Consider the following 17926-nt stretch of genomic DNA (forward strand, 5'->3'; position numbering starts at 1 on the left):
GGTTTTACAATGCGGTTATGCGATCGCGCCTATCAACCGTGGAAACCACAGAACGAGCGCAGGGCTGAGGCTCGCTAGCACGATGACCACCAGGTGGCTGGCGAGAAACGGGGCCGATTCTTTGATCACCGCCTCGTAAGGCACTTCGGCGATGCGCGTCGCTGTCATCAGCGTCATGCCCACTGGCGGCGTGATATTGCCGAGATTCAGCGCCAGCAGCATGACCATGCCGAAATGCAGCGGATCGAATCCGAGACTGACCATCGCCGGGGCCAGCACCGGCGCGGCCACGACCACCGCCGGCAACACGTCGATGACCATGCCAAGCGCGATCAGCAAGAGATCAACGACCAGGATCTGCACAACGGGATCGGTGCTGACGAGTCGAATGGCCTCGGCCGCCTCGCGGGCCACGCCGGAGCGCGTCACGGCCCAGCCGAGCACGGTCGAGGCGCCGAGCAGCAGGAACACCACGCCAGAGAAGCTCACCGTGTTCACCAGAGCCTCGCGCAAGGCAGCGCGATCGAGGCTGCGATAGGCGAAGAGGCCAAGCGCTAGAGAATAGGCTGCTCCCAGCGCTCCGGCCTCGGTCAGGGTCGTGAGGCCGCCAAGAATGCCACCAACGATTATAATCGGAATGCCGAAGGCGGGCAGCGTAGCAATCCCCGTAACTAGGATGCGCCGTATGCGGATCTCCTCATGGCCGGCATAGCCGCGCCGCCACGACACCCAACCGCTGGCCACCAGCAGCGCGGCCGCCATCAGCAGTCCCGGCACGATGCCCGCCGCGAAGAGCTGTAACACCGAGATGTCGCGCAGCGTCGTCGCATAGACGATCATGATCACGCTCGGTGGGATAATCGGCCCGATAATCGACGAGCAGGCCGTGACCGCAGCACTGTAGGCGGCACCATAGCCCTCGCGCTTCATGGTCGGGATCAGGGTCTTGCCGATGGCAACCGTGTCGGTAACAGCCGCACCGGTGATGCCTGCGAAAAAGACGCTAACCACGATATTGACGTGGCTGAGCGCGCCGGGGAGCTTCCCAAACAGGCTGTTAGCGAAGGCAACCATGCGCTCGGTCAGTCCCGAACGATTCATAATCTCGGCCGTGAAGACGAAGTAGGGCACGGCAATCAGCACGAAGCCCGAGACCCCGGAAAAGAAGCGGTCGGCCACGATCTCGAGATAGCCTAGGCCACCGATCGAGACAGCCCCAACCAGACCGGAAACGACCATCACCAGCCCGATCGGCACGCCGACGACAAGCAGGCCCACGAAAACGCCGAGCGCCCAGCTCACAGATCAGCTCCCAGAAGCAACGAGCCTTGCACCAGGTGCACGAACAGCACCAGTCCCGCCACCGGCACCGAAGCCGTGACCCATCGCGCCGGCACCTGCAGAAAGTCTGAGACCATAATCAGTTCGTTGGAATCGACGAAGAAGCCAAAGCCGTACCAAACCAATGCCAGGCAGAAGCCGGCAACCAGAAGCAGCCCGATCGCCGAAAACTGACGTCGCACAGGCATCGGTAGTCGCGCAGCAAACATTACCATGGCAATATGCTCGCCACGCTTGAAGGCAACGGTGACGCTTAGCATCGCGATCCAGGGTAGGATCAGGCGCGCCAGAGACGTGCCCCAGGTCAGGGCGTGGCCGGTCACGATCTGCCAAGCGATGCCGTACAGCGATATGGAGAACATGATCGCGATCAGCACGCCACACAGCACCATCACCGCCCTATCCAGGCGGTCGCTGAACAATCTCAGGCGGGCGAACACGACTAGCGCAGATAAGTGTCGACACTCTGGCTTCTTAACTCGGCCCCGACGCGTTCGACTTCCGACCAAAGCGCCTCGACCTCGGCCGCAGAAATGCCAAAACCCTCGGTGATCCAGCTCTTAAAAGCGGGGCGGGTGATATCGCGCATACGCCCGCGCTCGGCGTCATCAAGCACGTGACAGGCTTCGAACTCGCGGCACGACACAGCCCAGCCCAACACCGCCTGGTGCGCGGCGATGCCATGGGCGATGGCAATCGATTCCCGTGCCGATTCGACGACGGCGTGACGGTGCTGGACGGGCAACTCGTTGAGCCAGGCCTCACTGACCATCCAGGTAATCGTGTTGTACACATGTCCGGTCCAGGTAGTGTAGTCGTTGACCTCCCACAGATTGAAGCCCAACGAGACCACCGGCGCATTGAACTGACCGTCAGCGAGCCCTGTGGTGAGCGCGGTAATCACCTCGCCCCAGGGCAGCGGCGTGGCCGAGGCCCCTAAGGCACGCATGGTGGCGATATGTGCCGGATTCTCCTCGACACGAATATTGAGGCCGGCGAAGTCCTCGACGCTGGTGATCAGGCGCTTGTTATTGGTCATGGCGACAAACCCGCCACCGTCGTCGAAGGTGCCAAGATAGCGCAGGCCGGTGTCGGCAACGCTCGGACGCATGAAGTCGGCGAACCATGCGGAATCAAAAAAGCCCCAAGCTTGGGCGTAGGAATCAAACAAGAACGGTGTGGCAACAATTTGGTAGCGCTTGTAGAACGACGACATGGCGCCGGACGAGAGCAGCGCCGACTGCACGATGCGCCCCTTCTGAGCCTGCTTGCCGGTTTCAACCTCGGAACCGAGCGCGCCGCTGCCGAATATCTCTACTATCACCTCGCCGCCCGTGCGCTCGCCCACCAAGCGGGCAAAGTGGTGCAAGGCGGGCGCGACCTCATTGTTTTCCAGGCTATCCGGGTAGAGGTGCGCGATCGTCATGGTTTGAGCGGCCTCGGCCACCTGAGCCGATACGGCGCTGCAAAGCACGGCTACGGCCGCGACGTGAATAAGGCTGCGCGACATTTTGTCCTCCATTGATGATCTGTCCGGCCACGCTAAAGTATTACAATGGCGCCGTTGGCGGCAAAGGGCGTTTTGACCCACGTAGACACTTCCGGCACCATAGCCCGCATACTGCCAGACGCCTGGCCCGGCGGGGAAAGAGAATAGCAGTAGCATGACTTGTCGCGGATACCAGCCGGCCGCCAGCCAAAACCGAGGCTAGAGCTGGGTTCGACTGCGCGAAAAGGCCGCCTCAGGAGATTGGATCCAAAACGCTGCTGGGGAGTGGATCCGCAAGCTGCAATCCGTGGCTCAAAGCAACTTTCCCTCGAACGGGTGCCAACCCTTTGCGTGCACTATCTCCACCACCCACAGATCCGGGTCGCGGTCAATAGCGCGCGCGATATACGCGTCAGCCTCTTCCTCGGTGACGCTCTCTCCGGATAGTGCCGCAATCCAGGCCCGCGCACCATCAACATCGCGCGTTTGAGAGAGCACGCGGCAACCGTTTGCACCTTGGTTGAGCTTGAGAAGCAGCATGCCACCGTGGGGGTCCCCCTTGCGCAGGACGTAGACCGGAACGGCCTCGGCCATACAGCGGCGCAAATGGGCCTGCATCCACAGCTCCGTCGGCAGGCGGGCCTCCTCCATTTTAGTTAGTGATGGCTGCCATCCAGCCGATGTTGGAGATCGGCTCGTGGGTGATGTTGACGCTGCGGGCCACAACATAGACGCCGCTCATCACACCGAGGACGACCACCGACGCATTAGTATTAGCTTGCTTAGCCAAGAAGAACGATACGGCCACACACAGAGCTCTGACAGACAATCGCGTCACGGCGTTCCTAACATTCTAATGTAGCTTAAGATGCCACCACCAGTTCGCGTCGAAAAACAAAATTAAAAATCCCGCAACGGCCGTCACCATGAAACTGCGCAGTCAATTCTCGCTTCGTTGCGGATTGTTGGCGATCTCACAGAAAGCGGGTAGGCCTACTAACCACACATTCACCTGATTATCCCTCACAACGTGGCATTCGACACAGATGTCGTCGCCGATTAAGCCACCATTCTATGGGGTTTCGATTTCCGTATTGCCGGCATGTTGAACACACCACCACCTAGGCTACGACAATTGCCGCCGTTCTCGTTCGTACGCTCCCGCTATTTTCCAAATAACTTTATCTGAGGTGTGTCGTCAATGCCTCAACTTGGATCAGATACCCCGCCTCAAACGCCCTTGTATTGCGCGCTTCCAATGCGTCGAAATGGGCTGCAACCCTCATGACAGGGCGCGCAGAAGGAAGCAATTTTCACCTATAAGACCGGACCGCCGGCAATTGCATTTTCCGGATGACAGAAGGCGACTGCTAAGGCGCCATCCCACTCAAATAGGGTCCCAACCGAAGACATTGGTTGTCACATCGAGACCATGGAACGAGGCCGAAAGCGCCGGCATCGCGTGCTCAGCGACACTCGCGGGGGTCCAGCCCTCACCACGATGGACGGAGCGCACGGGGCGCGGCTGGCTCATGAGGAAGATCTCGTTGTTGCGCACGGCAAAAATCTGACCACTGACCCCCTCTTCGCTCGCCCGGTCGCTAACCAGATAGGTGGCGAGAGGTGCGATTTTGTCCGGAGTCATCGCCTTCAGACGCGCGATTCTGGCGGCCTGGGAGTCGTCAGTGATGGGGATGGTGCCGATCATGCGGCTCCAAGCGAAGGGCGATATGCAGTTCGAGCGCACACCGAAGCGCGCCATATCCAGCGCGATCGACTTCGATAGCCCGACGATACCAAGCTTTGCCGCAGAGTAGTTAGCCTGTCCGACATTTCCGATCAGACCAGAAGTCGATGTCATAAAGACGAAAGCGCCGCCGCCTTGCTCTCGAAAACGTGTCGCCGCGGCACGGCTGACATTAAAGCTACCCTTGAGATGAACCGAGATTACGGCATCCCAGTCCGCCTCGCTCATCTTGTGAAAAATACCGTCGCGCAGAATGCCGGCATTGCTGACTACCGCATCGAGCCCCCCGAAGGAATCGACAGCTTGGGCAACCATGGCTTCGGCAGCCTCTGGATCGGTGACGCTGTCGAAATTGGCCACGGCCTCACCACCAGCAACGGCAATCTCGTCGACCACCTCAAGCGCCGGCACTTTATCCTCGCCCTCGCCCTTCTCGGTGCCGCCGAGATCATTAACGACCACACGCGCACCCTCACCTGCCATCATGATAGCCATGGCGCGGCCGATACCCCGGCCTGCGCCCGAAATTAATACCCTCTTGCCTGCCAGCATGCCGCCTTTAGCCATCGTCCTCTCCCTTGCGCAACAGCCACAGAAATCCAGCCGCAGCATTGATCCTAGTTGGCTCCGCTAACGAGTGCCAGTCGCGGGTTACGGAATATAAAATGAGGCTTTGGAGCGCTTCAGGTCGAGATCGTGGCAATCCTCGTAACCGGAGGCTATCGGCCTGCCCAAGGCGCACCTCGATTCTGTGTAGAAGCAAACAGGCTGCCGTCCACTGACAGCCACCCGCTATCGAAACGAATGAGGACCTCCTTATCACAAACGGCTGACAGGCCGACAACCGAGGGGCTAAGCTGGTACACAACGAACCGGGGATCTTCATATTGCCGTAGGAACCCGTCTCAAAACCGAATCCGTATGGATGCCCAACAGGTTGATCCACGCTCATCCAGGACCGTCGTGAATAATCCAGGCTAAGAGGGAACGTCATGCAATTCGGAATAATGTATCTGTTCAGCGAGTTTGGCAAAAAGCCGCAGGCCCAGGTATTCAAGGAATTTCTCGAAGAAGTGGAACTGGCGGAGGAGTTGGGATTCGATTCAGTCTGGCTGCCAGAGCACCATTTCTCGGTTTACGGCATGCTGGGCGATACCCTAACCCTAGCCGCCGCCATCGCCCAGCGCACCAAACGGATTAAGATCGGCACCGCCGTCGTTCTTTTATCTCTACAGCACCCGGTACGGGTGGCCGAGCAGGCCGCTCTGGTGGATTGCCTGAGCGAGGGCCGGCTGTTGCTGGGCGTTGGTCGGGCTTACCAGCCGGGCGAATTCGCTGGTTTTGGCTTGGATCCGTCTGACTCCCGCGAACGTTTCTTCGAAGCCATGGAGATCCTGCTGAAATGCTTCAGCAGCGAGACCTTCTCGCACCAAGGACAGTTCTGGTCCTGCAACGACGTGCAACTATTTCCCAAACCGGTGCAACAGCCCCATCCGCCTATGTACATGGCCGCCGTGTCGCCGCCGTCGTACCAGTTAGCGGCGCAGAGAGGCCTGTCGATCCTGCGAGCGCCCCGCTTTACTTCATTGGAATTAGTGCAGGAGCAATGGGGCGAGTACACCAAATATATGAATGACGCTGGTCGCGACCCGATGAACCAGGATCAACCAATGTTGATGCAGACCTTCGTCGCCGAGACAGAAGCCGAGGCCAAGGACACGGCCGAGCCCCATGCCATGTGGTACCATGAACTGTTTCAGAAGGTACTGCCGGGCGCGCCGGGCAAAAAGATCCACTCCAGTTACGAGATTTACGACAAAGTGCGCCAAGCCCACGCCAAGGTCACATACGAGGACCTTGCTAGTTGGGGCAGCGCCTTTGGCACTCCGCAACAGGTGGCCGAGCGTATTCTCACTTATGCTACCGAGGCCGGCGTCAATCATTGGATGGCGGAGATGAAGTTCGGTGGCATGGGTCATGAGGAGACCAAACGGTCGATGCGGTTGTTCGCGGCAGAGGTCATGCCCAGGGTGCGCGAGGTGCTGGCCGCGCAAGCAGTCTGACAATGCACCGCGTGGTTCGACCACGGTCTGATGTGCGCCATGGGCTAAGGTATTTTTCGGGAACCACGGGCAAGCCATGCCTGGGCTGGCATCGCCGCTCTTAAAGGCGACGCTCACCGTGGTGGTGGCAGTGCTCGCTGGTCAGGGCCGTCAAATGTTCGGGATCCAGCTGCGGTACGGCTGTGGCACGCTCGCAGTATGCACCGTGGCGGTGGGGGCCTCAGATTCATCGTTCTCCCTATTGAGTCCTACCGCAAGCGCTGCTGATCGGCAGCCTGTTCCAAACGCCAGACGCGAGTTCTACGAAGTCATAAAAACGGTGGCGGAAACTGGCCGCGGACCACGGAGGCAAACCCCGAGCATAGGCTGCTGGATCAAAATGGCAGAACGCGGCTTGTCGCCTGTCAAATACCGTCGGGATTTCCGACTTCTATCTCGCCAAAGGAAATGATGCGTCCGTTGTCATCGGTAAAGGTGATGACGCCCTCATTCTCGTTGACAGTAGCACACGAGCTGATCCAACGAAAATTTTCCCACTCGACGCAAAGCTGACCCAGATCGTTGACCCACCAGCGGCCATCAGATTTCGAAACGGTGCTACCAATACCGCTCAGCTCCGCCCTCACCCGGCCGTTCACCGCGTGAAACATGACATAACTGGTTTCGTCGTTAGGATTGAAGCCATAGACGGTATTGCCACGCAGCAAAGCAGTCACCTCGTCAGAGCTCAAGCGCTTCGGCCGCGCTTCGGCATTGGAGACGATGCTCGATAGTGCGACGGCCAGCAAGAGCGCTACGGTCGAAAGTTTGCTCAAGAATTTCATTATCACCGCCGTTTCCGGCCATGTGCACTGGCTCTACAATATGGCCGCGGCAGGTACGAGTTCAAGAAGCCCCGTGGACGGTGGAACCCCGCCCCACAGACCGCGACACTATATTCCCATGGCATCGTGGGAGGTCATCCGAGCCATGAGCCCGAGGTAAGATCACAGGACCGCGAACGCAGGCGCCAACCCTGGCAGGCGCGCCACGCTTTTGGGCACAACAACTTTGATCGCGTCGACCACCTTGCTCAAAACCGCCTAGCCCACAATGCCTAACCGCGCAAAACTATCTCGAACGAGAAGTAAATGACTTGCAGCACAAAAATGGTGCGCCGATTTCCACAAATGCATCCCCTATTCAAGAGAGCGCTTGAGGTGCGGCACATGTATCACCGTCTGCCCCTATACGCGACCTCTCGTCGCACCACAACTGATCGAAAGGTGACCCGAAGACGTGCGCCACCGCCGCTCACGGGGTGGTGGGCGATGACGGGATCGAACCGCCGACCTCCTCGGTGTAAACGAGGCGCTCTCCCAGCTGAGCTAATCGCCCGGCAATCAACGGGCCGCGACCGGACCCAGAAAAAATAATGCCGGCCTCCGCGAAGAGGCCGGCATGTTTCTTCTTACCGTCTCTTTTCTCAGCTAGTTGACCGCACTCTTCAGGCCTTTGCCGGCCCTAAACTTTGGCTGGTTTGAAGCTGCAATCAAGATCTTGTCACCGGTGCGAGGATTCCTACCTTGCGACGCCGCGCGACGAGTAACGCTGAACGTGCCGAAGCCGACCAAGCGTACATCTTCCTTTCTTTTTAGCGCCGCAGTAATTGTATCCAATATCGCATCAACTGCCCCTGACGCATCAGATTTCGACAGATTGGCCGCGTCGGCAACTGCCCCGATGAGTTCGTTTTTGTTCACAAGCGGGCCCCCCTATTGCTGAAACTAGACTCTCGGAAACTTGGCGGCTACAGACCGCTATCCCATTGATCACACTCTACGGCGAGCCCAACAATGCGTCAATTCAAACATCCCCTAAAACTCCTGCTAAATCCGGTTTTAATGTGTTAGGACAGAATCGTCCCCACCCTCGTCGTTATCGATCGCCACTGATGCGGCCTCCGCCTCGTCCCATTCGACGGGAACAGGCCGGCCGGTCAACGCATGCTCAAGTACTTCGCCGACCATCACCACAGGAATGATCGTGAGCTTCCGCTTCACGTTTTCCGGGATATCGGCCAAATCTTTCTCGTTTTCCTTGGGGATCAGCACAGTCGTCATTCCGCCACGTAAGGCAGCGAGCAGCTTCTCCTTCAAACCGCCGATCGGAAGCACCCGCCCGCGCAAAGTCACCTCCCCTGTCATGGCGATATCATGGCGCACACTGATTCCGGTGAGGGCCGAGACGATGGACGTAGCAATCGCGATACCCGCTGACGGACCGTCCTTGGGAATCGCACCCTCCGGCACGTGGACGTGCAAATCGCGCTTCTCAAACAAAGGCGGCTCGATGCCGAACTCGGTGGCACGCGAGCGCACATAGGAAACCGCCGCCTGCACCGATTCCTGCATCACATCACCAAGCTGGCCGGTGATCGTGCGCCGCCCCTTACCTGGCATAACCGCCGTTTCGATCGATAACAGTTCACCGCCCGTATCCGTGTAAGCAAGCCCCGTCACCACGCCGGTAAGCGGCTCGCTATCCGCCTCTCCGTGCCGGTACTTCGGCACACCGGCGTACTTCGCAAGGTTGCGCCGGGTGACCTTGACCTTATGCTCCTCACCTTCCTTGCGCGTCTCAACCGATTTGCCGTCGGCCACGGCGAGCAGGATCTCCTTCACCGCCTTGCGGGTCAGATTGGCGATCTCACGCTCGAGATTGCGCACCCCGGCCTCACGCGTATAAAGGCGAACAATATCGCGCAGCGCCTCGTCAGAGATGGACCATTCGCCGTCCTTAAGGCCGTGGCGCTCGACCTGCTTCGGGATCAGGTGGCGCCTGGCGATCTCGATCTTCTCTTCCTCCGTATAGCCGCCAAGCCGAATGGTCTCCATGCGGTCGAGCAAGGCCGGCGGAATGCGCAGCGTGTTCGCCGTGGTGATGAACATGACCTCGCTGAGATCGTAGTCGACCTCTAGATAATGGTCGTTGAAGGCCAGGTTCTGCTCCGGATCCAACACCTCCAGCAGCGCCGCTGCCGGATCGCCGCGAAAATCTGCCCCTATCTTGTCAATCTCGTCGAGTAGGAACAGGGGGTTGGAGGACTTCACCTTCTTCATGCCCTGGATGATCTTGCCGGGCAAAGAACCGATATAGGTCCGGCGATGGCCGCGGATCTCAGCCTCGTCGCGCACGCCACCCAGACTGATGCGCACGAAGTTGCGCGCCGTGGCGCGCGCGATCGATTTGCCGAGCGAGGTTTTACCGACGCCCGGCGGTCCCACCAGGCATAGAATGGGTCCGCGCATCTTCTTGGCCCTGAGCTGAACTGCCAGATATTCGACGATGCGCTCTTTCACTCGCACCAGTCCATAATGATCCTCGTCCAGGATTGCCTGGGCGCGCACCAGATCCTTCTTGATACGTGTGCGTTTCTTCCAGGGGATCGACAGCATCCAGTCGAGGTAATTGCGCACGACCGTAGCTTCTGCTGACATCGGGCTCATATTGCGCAGCTTATTGAGTTCGCTGAGCGATTTCTCTCGCGCCTCGGCACTGAGCTTAGTCTTTTCAATCGCCTCTTCCAGCTCGGCGATCTCGTCCTTGCCGTCCTCGCCCTCGCCGAGTTCTTTCTGGATCGCCTTCATCTGCTCGTTGAGGTAATACTCGCGCTGGGTCTTCTCCATTTGCCGCTTGACCCGCGAGCGGATGCGCTTCTCGACTTGCATGACGCCGATCTCGCCTTCGATCATGGCGTAGACGCGCTCCAGGCGCTCGCGTACGGATTCTATCTCAAGCAGTTCCTGCTTCTCAGCAATCTTGATCGCGAGATGCGAGGCGATAGTGTCGATCAGCCGGCTAGGCTCCTCGATCTGATTGAGCGAGACCAGAACCTCCGGCGGCACCTTCTTGTTGAGCTTGACATAATTCTCAAACTGCGAGGTGACCGCGCGTGCCAGGGCTTCGATCTCGGCCGGATCCTCCTCGTGCTCGTCCATGAGCACGGCGAGGGCCTCGAAATAGTCGTCGATACGAGTATAGCGCTCGATCGTCGCGCGAGAGCCGCCTTCGACCAGGACCTTGACCGTACCGTCTGGCAGCTTTAGCAGCTGCAGCACCGTGCCGACGGTGCCGACCGCAAAAATTTCATCGGTCGATGGATCGTCCATGCCGGCATCGCGTTGGGTGACGAGCAGAATTTGCTTGTCGTTCTTCATAACCTCTTCCAGCGCGCGCACAGATTTGTCACGGCCCACGAAGAGCGGCACGATCATGTGAGGAAACACCACGATATCGCGCAGGGGAAGAACGGGATAGAGGGTCGCAGGAGATGGTTTTGTCATCAGTCTCGCACCGTCACTGGCCCCGGCGGACACCGGAGCAATGCCGCCGACCGGTCGGCCGTGCGGGATACACTTAGGTGGCGGTAACGAGCCGATTCGTCAAGTCCGCTGCGGACTTGATTACGATGCGGTGGACTTTACATCTTCCGTGCGATCGGCATAAATCTGCAGCGGGCTCGCGCGACCCTCAACCACCTTGCGATTGATCACCACCTCCTCAACCCCGTCGAGGTCAGGCAGATCGTACATGGTATCGAGCAGAATGCTCTCCAGAATAGAGCGCAAGCCCCTGGCACCGGTCTTGAGCGCAATCGCCTTTTGCGCGATGCCGCCGAGGGCATCATCGGAGAAGGCGAGCTGCACGCTCTCCATATCGAACAAGCGTTGATACTGTTTGATCAGGGCGTTCTTGGGTAGCGTCAGGATCTTCACCAGCGCATCCTCGTCGAGATCCTCGAGGGTCGCGATAACCGGCAGGCGGCCGACAAATTCTGGGATCAAGCCAAACTTGAGCAGATCCTCAGGCTCGATACGACGCAGAATCTCGCCCGTTTTGGCTTCCTCCTTGGCGCGCACATCAGCGCCGAAGCCGATTGAGGTGCCGCGGCCGCGCTGTGAGATGATTTTGTCAAGGCCCGAGAAGGCACCACCGCAGATGAACAGAATATTGGTAGTATCGACCTGCAGGAACTCCTGCTGAGGGTGCTTGCGGCCGCCCTGCGGCGGCACGCTGGCGATAGTTCCTTCCATGATCTTGAGCAGGGCCTGCTGCACGCCTTCGCCCGAGACGTCGCGGGTGATCGACGGATTGTCGGACTTGCGGCTGATCTTGTCGATCTCGTCGATATAGACGATGCCGCGCTGTGCCCGCTCGACGTTGTAGTCGGCGGATTGCAGCAGCTTGAGGATGATGTTCTCGACATCCTCGCCGACATAGCCGGCCTCGGTCAGCGTCGTTGCGTCGGCCATAGTGAAGGGCACGTCGAGGATGCGCGCCAGCGTTTGTGCCAGCAGCGTCTTGCCGCAGCCGGTCGGACCGATCAGCAGAATGTTCGACTTGGCTAGCTCAACATCGTTGTTCTTCGCGCCATGGGCCAGGCGCTTGTAGTGGTTATGCACAGCCACCGAGAGCACGCGCTTGGCATGGTTCTGGCCGATCACGTAGTCGTCGAGGATAGTGCAGATATCGATCGGCGTCGGCACGCCGTCACGCGTCTTGACGAGGTTGTTCTTGTGCTCCTCACGGATAATGTCCATGCAAAGCTCGACGCATTCGTCGCAGATGAACACGGTCGGTCCCGCGATGAGCTTGCGCACCTCATGCTGGCTCTTACCGCAGAAAGAGCAGTAAAGCGTGTTCTTCGATTCGGCGTCGGTTGGCTTGTTCATATAGATCTCAACGCTAGTCGCGTGCGCGAATCGCCGATGCTAGACGCGGCATACACCAAACAACAACCATAGACTGAGTGCACGGTGCCGCAAATGCAAAATCGTACTGGAGTGGTTGCGTCCAAGCCACACCTCAGCTCCCAGAATCCTCTTCTTCCGGCGTCGGGCGGCTGGTGACGACTTCGTCGATGAGCCCGAACTCCTTCGCCGCCTCTGGCATCAGGAAGCGGTCGCGCTCCATCGCTTTTTCGATGTCCGTGAGCTTCTGGCCGGTATGGCGGGCGTAAATCTCGTTGAGTCGGCTACGCAGCGCCAAGATCTCCTTGGCATGTATTTCGATATCTGTGGCCTGACCCTGAAAGCCGCCGGAAGGCTGGTGAATCAAGATACGCGCGTTTGGCAGTGAGTGGCGCATGCCAGGAGTTCCGGCGGCCAGCAGCAATGACCCCATGGACGCAGCCTGGCCAATGCACAGGGTCGAGACAGCCGGGCGGATGTATTGCATGGTGTCGTAAATCGCCAGGCCCGAGGTGACGACGCCACCCGGCGAGTTGATATAGAGGGCGATGTCCTTGGTTGGGTTCTCCGATTCAAGATAGAGCAGCTGCGCCGTGACCAATGATGCCACCAGATCATCAACCGCGCCCGTAACAAAGATGATGCGCTCCTTGAGCAGGCGCGAATAGATATCATAGGCCCGCTCGCCACGGTTGGTCTGCTCCACCACCATGGGCACCAGCGCGTTCATAGTGGTCTCGATGGGATCCCTCATCGTCTCTACTCCGCTTTCGCGTCAGCGTCCTCTGGATCGGCAAAGAGTTCTTCCCCAGTCGCCGCCTTTTCCTCGACATTGGCCATCTCGATAATGAAGTCGATCACCTTGTCCTCATAGAGCGGCGCCTGCAACTCACTCATGGCCTGCTGATTGCTGCGGAAATAGTCGAAGACCTGCTGCTCTTGGCCAGGATGGCGGCGGGCCTGGTCCATGACCGCGCGGTTGAGTTCTTCCTGGGGCACGACAATCTCGTTGCGCTGGCCAATCTCAGACAGCAGCAGGCCCAGACGGATGCGGCGCTCAGCGATGTGGCGGTATTCCTCGCGCGCTTCCTCCTCGGTCTCGTCCATGTCGTCCCAGGTCTTGTTCTCGTGCTCCATGTCGTGGGTGATCTGTTGCCAGATCGACTCGAACTCCCGCTCCAGCATGCCCGGCGGGACTTCGAAGTCGTGCTCCGCGGCAAGCTTGTCAAGGATGTCCCGCTTGAGGCGCGTGCGCGAGGCAGTGCCGTAGTCGCGATCAATCTGATCGCGCACGGCCGTACGCAGGGCAGCCAAATCGTCGAGCCCCATGCGCTCGGCGAGCGCATCATCGACCGCAGTTTTCTTGCGTTCGAGAAGTTGATGCACCTTGACCTCGAAAACCGCGTCCTTGCCAGCCACGGCCTCGCCCGGATAGTCCTCCGGGAAGGTCACCGTGACCTCGACATCATCGCCAACCTTGACGCCGATCAGTTGCTCCTCGAAGCCTGGCACCAGAGAATTCGAGCCGATCTCGATTTGGAACTCCTCAGCGCTACCGCCCTCGAACGCCTCGCCATCAATACGGCCGACGAAGTCGATGCGCAGGGCGTCGCCTTCAGCCGCATCGCGCACTTCCTCGACAACCTCGAAGTCCTTCTGCTCGTCAGCAATCTTCTGTACCGCCTCGTCGACGGTGTCGTCGCCCACCTCGACCTTGAGACGGGTGACCTCTATGCCCTTGAAATCGCCGGGCTCGATATCGGGCAAGGTCTCCAGCGACAGAGTGTATTCGAGGTCGGCACCGTTCTCGAACTCGCCCATGTCGACCTCGGGTTTCATTGCCGGGCGCACGCTATGGTCCATCATGGCCTGTTCTGACGACTTGTTGATCGCCTCGGACAGCACCTCGTCCATCACCGCCTTTTCGAAACGCTTGCGTAGCAACGCCAAAGGCGCCTTGCCAGGCCGAAAGCCCTTGATTTCCGCGGTTTCCTGTATAGTCGACAGCTTCTCGACGATCTGCGACTCAATCTCGTCGGCGGGCACGATCACCTTGTATTCGCGCTTCAGACCCTCCGAGAGTGTTTCCGTTACCTGCATGACGAACTCTGTTGTGATTGCCGAAAAGACGACCCCTAGGCGTATGGTGCGGGCGAAGGGACTCGAACCCCCACGGCCTTACGGCCACCAGGACCTAAACCTGGCGCGTCTACCAGTTCCGCCACGCCCGCCGACACCGGAGCCAGGCCGACCCCCGCACCTGCGGGAGGGCGCGCAACATGTAGCCCTTCGTCGGGCGAAGACCAAGCAAAACTTACAGGCGGGACAGACAGGCCTGAGCCGCAGCATCGATGATGGCGTCTTTGTCGACGCCGTGGACACGGTAAAGGTCGGACAGGTTGCCCGACTCCCCGAAGGAGGAGACGCCGAGTGGCTGCACGCGATGACCGGCCACCGAGCCGAGCCAGGCCAAAGTCGAAGGATGCCCATCGAGAACTGTCACCAACGCCGCATTCGGCGCCAGATCAGCGAGCAGACGCTCGATGGGCGCGACGACCGTGCTCTCGCCGGACTGACGGCCGCGTCTTGCCTCCTCCCAACCGCGATATAGGCGGTCAGCAGATGGCACGGCGAGCAAGCCTACTCCCGGTATATCCCCGGCGATCGCAGCATGGGCCTCAACCACCTGAGGGGCCACGGCACCGCAATAAATGATGGCAATCTCCGTGCCCAACTCCGGCGCAACCTGCCAGTAGGCGCCGTCAAGCACCGCACTAGCGTCCATCTCGCGCTTGGGCTGAGCGATCGATCGGGTCGAAAGACGCAGATAGACGGAACCGCCATCATCATCCTGAATATGATCAAAACTCCAACGCATTATAGTGGAAAGCTCATCCACAAAAGCAGGTTCAAAATAGGTTAGGTTCGGTTGCGCAATGCCCATCGGTGGCGTGCCCAGGGACTGATGCGCACCACCCTCGGGCGCCAAGGTTATGCCGGACGGCGTGCCGATCAGCATGAAACGGGCGTCCTGATAGCAGGCGTAGACCATGGCGTCCTGGCCGCGCGCGATGAAGGGATCGTAGAGCGCGCCGATGGGCAGCAACCGCGTGCCGAACATCTCCGCCGACAGCCCCAGCGCGGCCAGCGTGAGGAACAGGTTGTTCTCAGCGATGCCGAGTTCAATATGCTGCCCCGTGGGTGATGCCGTCCAGCGCTGGGCCGAGACCACCTGCTCAGCCCGGAAGATATCGGCACGCTCGTGGCGGTCGAAGATCTGGCGTTGGTTAACCCAGCCGCCGAGATTGGTCGACACAGTGACGTCGGGCGAGGTTGTAATGAGGCGTCGAGCCAGCGCACTGTCACCGCGGCCGATGTCGTTGAGAATGCGACCGAAGGCCTCCTGGGTTGAGGCCGTCTCCTTCACAGAAACCTCCAAGCTATCGGGGACCGCCACTCGTGGCGCGGCGAAGCGTCGCCTTACATCCGCCGCAAACGGCGCCGCATCGATCGCTGCCTGCAAGACCCCCGGCGCCAGGTTGAGCCCGGCAAACCGCTCCCACTCCTCACCGTCGCCAATGGCGTTCATGGCCTTGAAGTGCGCCATCTGCTCCGATGTCATGAGACCGGAATGGTTGTCCTTATGGCCTTCCAGGGGCAGCCCCTTACCCTTGACCGTATAGGCGATGATAGCCTGGGGCCGGTCGCTCTCAGCAGCCTTTGCGTATGCTTCGAGCACGGTTTCCAAATCGTGGCCCGCGAGATTGGTCATCAGCGCATGCAGGGCATCGTCATCGTGATCGTCGAGCAGCGCCTTGATGCCGGCAGTATCGCCGAGATCGCGCCTGAGATGCTCGCGCCAGGCGGCGGCGCCCTTGAAGGTCAGCGCCGAATAGAGTTGGTTCGGGCAGCTGTCGATCCAGTCGAGCAACGCCTCGCCACCCGGACGCGGCGCCTGAGCCTGCAAGAGTTTGCCGTACTTGATGGTTTGCACGTCCCAGTTCATCGACGAGAACAGCCCGTCGAGCCGATTGAACAGACGATCGGTGACAACGCTATCGAGGCTCTGGCGGTTGTAGTCGATGATCCACCAACAGTTCCGCACGTCGTGCTTCCAACTCTCCAGCAGGGTCTCGAAGACCACGCCTTCGTCGAGTTCGGCATCGCCGAAGAGTGCAATCATGCGCCCGTCGTGGGACCAGTCCTCGTGCTCCAGGCCGTGCAAGCGGAGATAGTCCTGGGTCAGCGAAGCGAAGACTGTCATAGCACCACCCAAGCCCACCGAGCCGGTGGAAAAATCCACGTCGTCCTCATCCTTGGTGCGCGAGGGATAGGGCTGGGCGCCGCCGAAGCCACGAAAACGTGCCATCTGGTCTTGTGTCTGCCGACCGAACAGATACTGAATGGCGTGGAAGACCGGGCTCGCATGGGGCTTAACCGCGACACGGTCCTGGGGCCTCAGCGCGTGGAAATAGAGTGCCGTCATCAACGTCGCCAGCGAGGCCGAGGAAGCTTGATGGCCGCCCACCTTCACGCCATCCTTGGTCTCGCGGATGTGGTTGGCGTTGTGGATGATCCACGACGACAGCCAGACCACCTTGCGCTCAAGTTCTCGCAGCGCCCCTATATGGGGCGTGGTCTCGATGGTGGTGGCAGGGGAAGCGACGGCGGCAACCGGCGGGACCATGTCAAATCTCCGGTGTTTCGGCACGCCGAAATGGTATCATTTTTGGTTCTGCAAAGAATTGCGCAGTGCGTGCACTTACTCCATGATTATAGCAGTTTATGCCAACATTCATTATAGTTACGGCATTTCATGCCAAAGAGAGTCCGTAATATGCCTCGTGCCGACCTCGACGCCATAGACCGCAAGATCCTCACCGCCCTGCAGGAGCGCGCGCGCATGCCCAATGTGGAATTGGCTGGCGCCGTCGGTCTCTCGCCCTCGCCCTGCCTGCGCCGCGTGCGTGCGCTTGAAGATTGCGGCGTCATCCGCCGCTATGCGACCTTGGTCGACCAGTCGGCAGTGGGGCTACCGGTTAGCGTTTTTGTCAGCGTCTCTCTGGAACGCCAAATCGAATCGGCCTTAGATGAATTCGAGGCTACAGTCAAAGCTCGCCCCGAGGTCATGGAATGCTACCTCATGACTGGAACCGCCGACTATCTTCTACGAATTGTTGTATCTGATTTAGAGGCTTACGAGCGTTTTCTAAAGGAACATCTAACCCGAATCTCTGGCGTCAGCAGCATCCAATCCAGTTTCGCTCTCAAACAAATCGCCTATCGCACGGCGCTGCCACTCGACGCATCTGAATAGACCACCACTTCAAACTTCTCCTCGCAAGTCGGTGCACAAAATAGCCCGTGATGAGGTCGTACTCCGCATCGCTGGTTCGGAAATTGTGGTGCCACTTTCGTTGCGCGCAGGCAGCCGCTGTTTATACGCGTCATCCGAAAAGTCGTGATAATGCAGGTGAAACGAAACGCGGGGCTGCTCGAAAATGCCGCGCCTCTGAGCGCATTAGTTTTTGTTGTTTGCTGAAAATCAAGGACG

General features: G+C 59.4%; 15 protein-coding genes and 2 tRNA genes. 2 read left to right on the forward strand and 15 right to left on the reverse strand.

The window, feature by feature from the left end; translation table 11 throughout:
• Window positions 1-15: 15 nt before the first annotated feature.
• The 6 genes from QF629_06695 to QF629_06720 all read right to left on the reverse strand — a co-directional run bounded on the left by QF629_06695 (window position 16) and on the right by QF629_06720 (window position 5129).
• On the reverse strand, window positions 16-1302 hold the full coding sequence (locus QF629_06695; protein MDP6013219.1) for a TRAP transporter large permease: 1287 nt from the start codon (window positions 1300-1302) through the stop codon (window positions 16-18).
• Window positions 1299-1733 carry a TRAP transporter small permease subunit gene (locus tag QF629_06700; protein MDP6013220.1) on the reverse strand — a complete coding sequence of 145 codons (435 nt, stop codon included), beginning with the start codon at window positions 1731-1733 and terminating at the stop codon, window positions 1299-1301. Before QF629_06700 ends, QF629_06695 begins: the two co-directional genes overlap by 4 nt.
• 50 nt (window positions 1734-1783) lie before the next feature.
• A complete protein-coding gene (gene dctP, locus QF629_06705) occupies window positions 1784-2851 on the reverse strand; it encodes a TRAP transporter substrate-binding protein DctP (GenBank protein ID MDP6013221.1) in 1068 nt (355 codons plus the stop codon).
• Between the two features lie 291 nt (window positions 2852-3142).
• Window positions 3143-3481, reverse strand: a complete 339-nt coding sequence (locus tag QF629_06710) for a DUF1491 family protein (GenBank protein ID MDP6013222.1) — start codon at window positions 3479-3481, stop codon at window positions 3143-3145.
• 1 nt (window position 3482) lies between these two features.
• Window positions 3483-3638, reverse strand: a complete 156-nt coding sequence (locus QF629_06715) for a hypothetical protein (GenBank protein MDP6013223.1) — start codon at window positions 3636-3638, stop codon at window positions 3483-3485.
• 579 nt (window positions 3639-4217) lie between these two features.
• A complete protein-coding gene (locus tag QF629_06720; GenBank protein MDP6013224.1) occupies window positions 4218-5129 on the reverse strand; it encodes an SDR family oxidoreductase in 912 nt (303 codons plus the stop codon).
• A gap of 440 nt (window positions 5130-5569) precedes the next feature.
• Between QF629_06720 and QF629_06725 the strand changes: the two genes are divergently transcribed.
• Window positions 5570-6640, forward strand: a complete 1071-nt coding sequence (locus QF629_06725; protein MDP6013225.1) for an LLM class flavin-dependent oxidoreductase — start codon at window positions 5570-5572, stop codon at window positions 6638-6640.
• A gap of 404 nt (window positions 6641-7044) precedes the next feature.
• Here QF629_06725 and QF629_06730 read toward each other — a convergent pair whose 3' ends face one another.
• From QF629_06730 to QF629_06770, 9 genes are all read right to left on the reverse strand, one after another.
• Window positions 7045-7464: a DUF995 domain-containing protein gene (locus tag QF629_06730; protein MDP6013226.1), complete on the reverse strand. Its 420-nt coding sequence runs from the start codon at window positions 7462-7464 to the stop codon at window positions 7045-7047.
• Window positions 7465-7941: 477 nt separating this feature from the next.
• Window positions 7942-8017: transfer RNA gene (locus tag QF629_06735), tRNA-Val, on the reverse strand.
• A gap of 92 nt (window positions 8018-8109) precedes the next feature.
• The gene (locus QF629_06740) at window positions 8110-8382 is read right to left on the reverse strand and encodes an HU family DNA-binding protein (protein MDP6013227.1); all 273 of its coding nucleotides are present in this window, start codon (window positions 8380-8382) and stop codon (window positions 8110-8112) included.
• Between the two features lie 138 nt (window positions 8383-8520).
• Complete coding sequence (gene lon, locus QF629_06745) at window positions 8521-10965, reverse strand: endopeptidase La (GenBank protein ID MDP6013228.1); 2445 nt, start codon at window positions 10963-10965, stop codon at window positions 8521-8523.
• Between the two features lie 120 nt (window positions 10966-11085).
• Window positions 11086-12354, reverse strand: coding sequence for an ATP-dependent Clp protease ATP-binding subunit ClpX (gene clpX / locus QF629_06750; GenBank protein ID MDP6013229.1), 1269 nt, complete (start codon window positions 12352-12354; stop codon window positions 11086-11088).
• Between the two features lie 133 nt (window positions 12355-12487).
• Window positions 12488-13126, reverse strand: coding sequence for an ATP-dependent Clp endopeptidase proteolytic subunit ClpP (gene clpP / locus QF629_06755; protein ID MDP6013230.1), 639 nt, complete (start codon window positions 13124-13126; stop codon window positions 12488-12490).
• Window positions 13127-13131: 5 nt separating this feature from the next.
• Window positions 13132-14472, reverse strand: coding sequence for a trigger factor (gene tig, locus QF629_06760; protein ID MDP6013231.1), 1341 nt, complete (start codon window positions 14470-14472; stop codon window positions 13132-13134).
• Between the two features lie 44 nt (window positions 14473-14516).
• Window positions 14517-14603: transfer RNA gene (locus QF629_06765), tRNA-Leu, on the reverse strand.
• A gap of 83 nt (window positions 14604-14686) precedes the next feature.
• Complete coding sequence (locus QF629_06770) at window positions 14687-17059, reverse strand: transketolase (protein ID MDP6013232.1); 2373 nt, start codon at window positions 17057-17059, stop codon at window positions 14687-14689.
• Between the two features lie 150 nt (window positions 17060-17209).
• Between QF629_06770 and QF629_06775 the strand changes: the two genes are divergently transcribed.
• Complete coding sequence (locus QF629_06775; GenBank protein MDP6013233.1) at window positions 17210-17689, forward strand: Lrp/AsnC family transcriptional regulator; 480 nt, start codon at window positions 17210-17212, stop codon at window positions 17687-17689.
• Window positions 17690-17926: the final 237 nt, after the last annotated feature.

Source organism: Alphaproteobacteria bacterium (genome assembly GCA_030739735.1).
In the GTDB taxonomy this organism is placed as follows: Bacteria; Pseudomonadota; Alphaproteobacteria; order UBA7887; family UBA7887; genus UBA7887.

Coding starts and splice junctions, on each gene's coding strand:
- QF629_06700 (MDP6013220.1), bottom strand. CDS start 1,733: ATGGTGCTGTGTGGCGTGCTGATCGCGATCATGTTCTCCATATCGCTG.
- dctP (MDP6013221.1), bottom strand. CDS start 2,851: ATGTCGCGCAGCCTTATTCACGTCGCGGCCGTAGCCGTGCTTTGCAGC.
- QF629_06710 (MDP6013222.1), bottom strand. CDS start 3,481: ATGGAGGAGGCCCGCCTGCCGACGGAGCTGTGGATGCAGGCCCATTTG.
- QF629_06720 (MDP6013224.1), bottom strand. CDS start 5,129: ATGCTGGCAGGCAAGAGGGTATTAATTTCGGGCGCAGGCCGGGGTATC.
- QF629_06725 (MDP6013225.1), top strand. CDS start 5,570: ATGCAATTCGGAATAATGTATCTGTTCAGCGAGTTTGGCAAAAAGCCG.
- QF629_06730 (MDP6013226.1), bottom strand. CDS start 7,464: ATGAAATTCTTGAGCAAACTTTCGACCGTAGCGCTCTTGCTGGCCGTC.
- lon (MDP6013228.1), bottom strand. CDS start 10,965: ATGACAAAACCATCTCCTGCGACCCTCTATCCCGTTCTTCCCCTGCGC.
- clpX (MDP6013229.1), bottom strand. CDS start 12,354: ATGAACAAGCCAACCGACGCCGAATCGAAGAACACGCTTTACTGCTCT.
- clpP (MDP6013230.1), bottom strand. CDS start 13,126: ATGAGGGATCCCATCGAGACCACTATGAACGCGCTGGTGCCCATGGTG.
- tig (MDP6013231.1), bottom strand. CDS start 14,472: ATGCAGGTAACGGAAACACTCTCGGAGGGTCTGAAGCGCGAATACAAG.
- QF629_06770 (MDP6013232.1), bottom strand. CDS start 17,059: ATGGTCCCGCCGGTTGCCGCCGTCGCTTCCCCTGCCACCACCATCGAG.
- QF629_06775 (MDP6013233.1), top strand. CDS start 17,210: ATGCCTCGTGCCGACCTCGACGCCATAGACCGCAAGATCCTCACCGCC.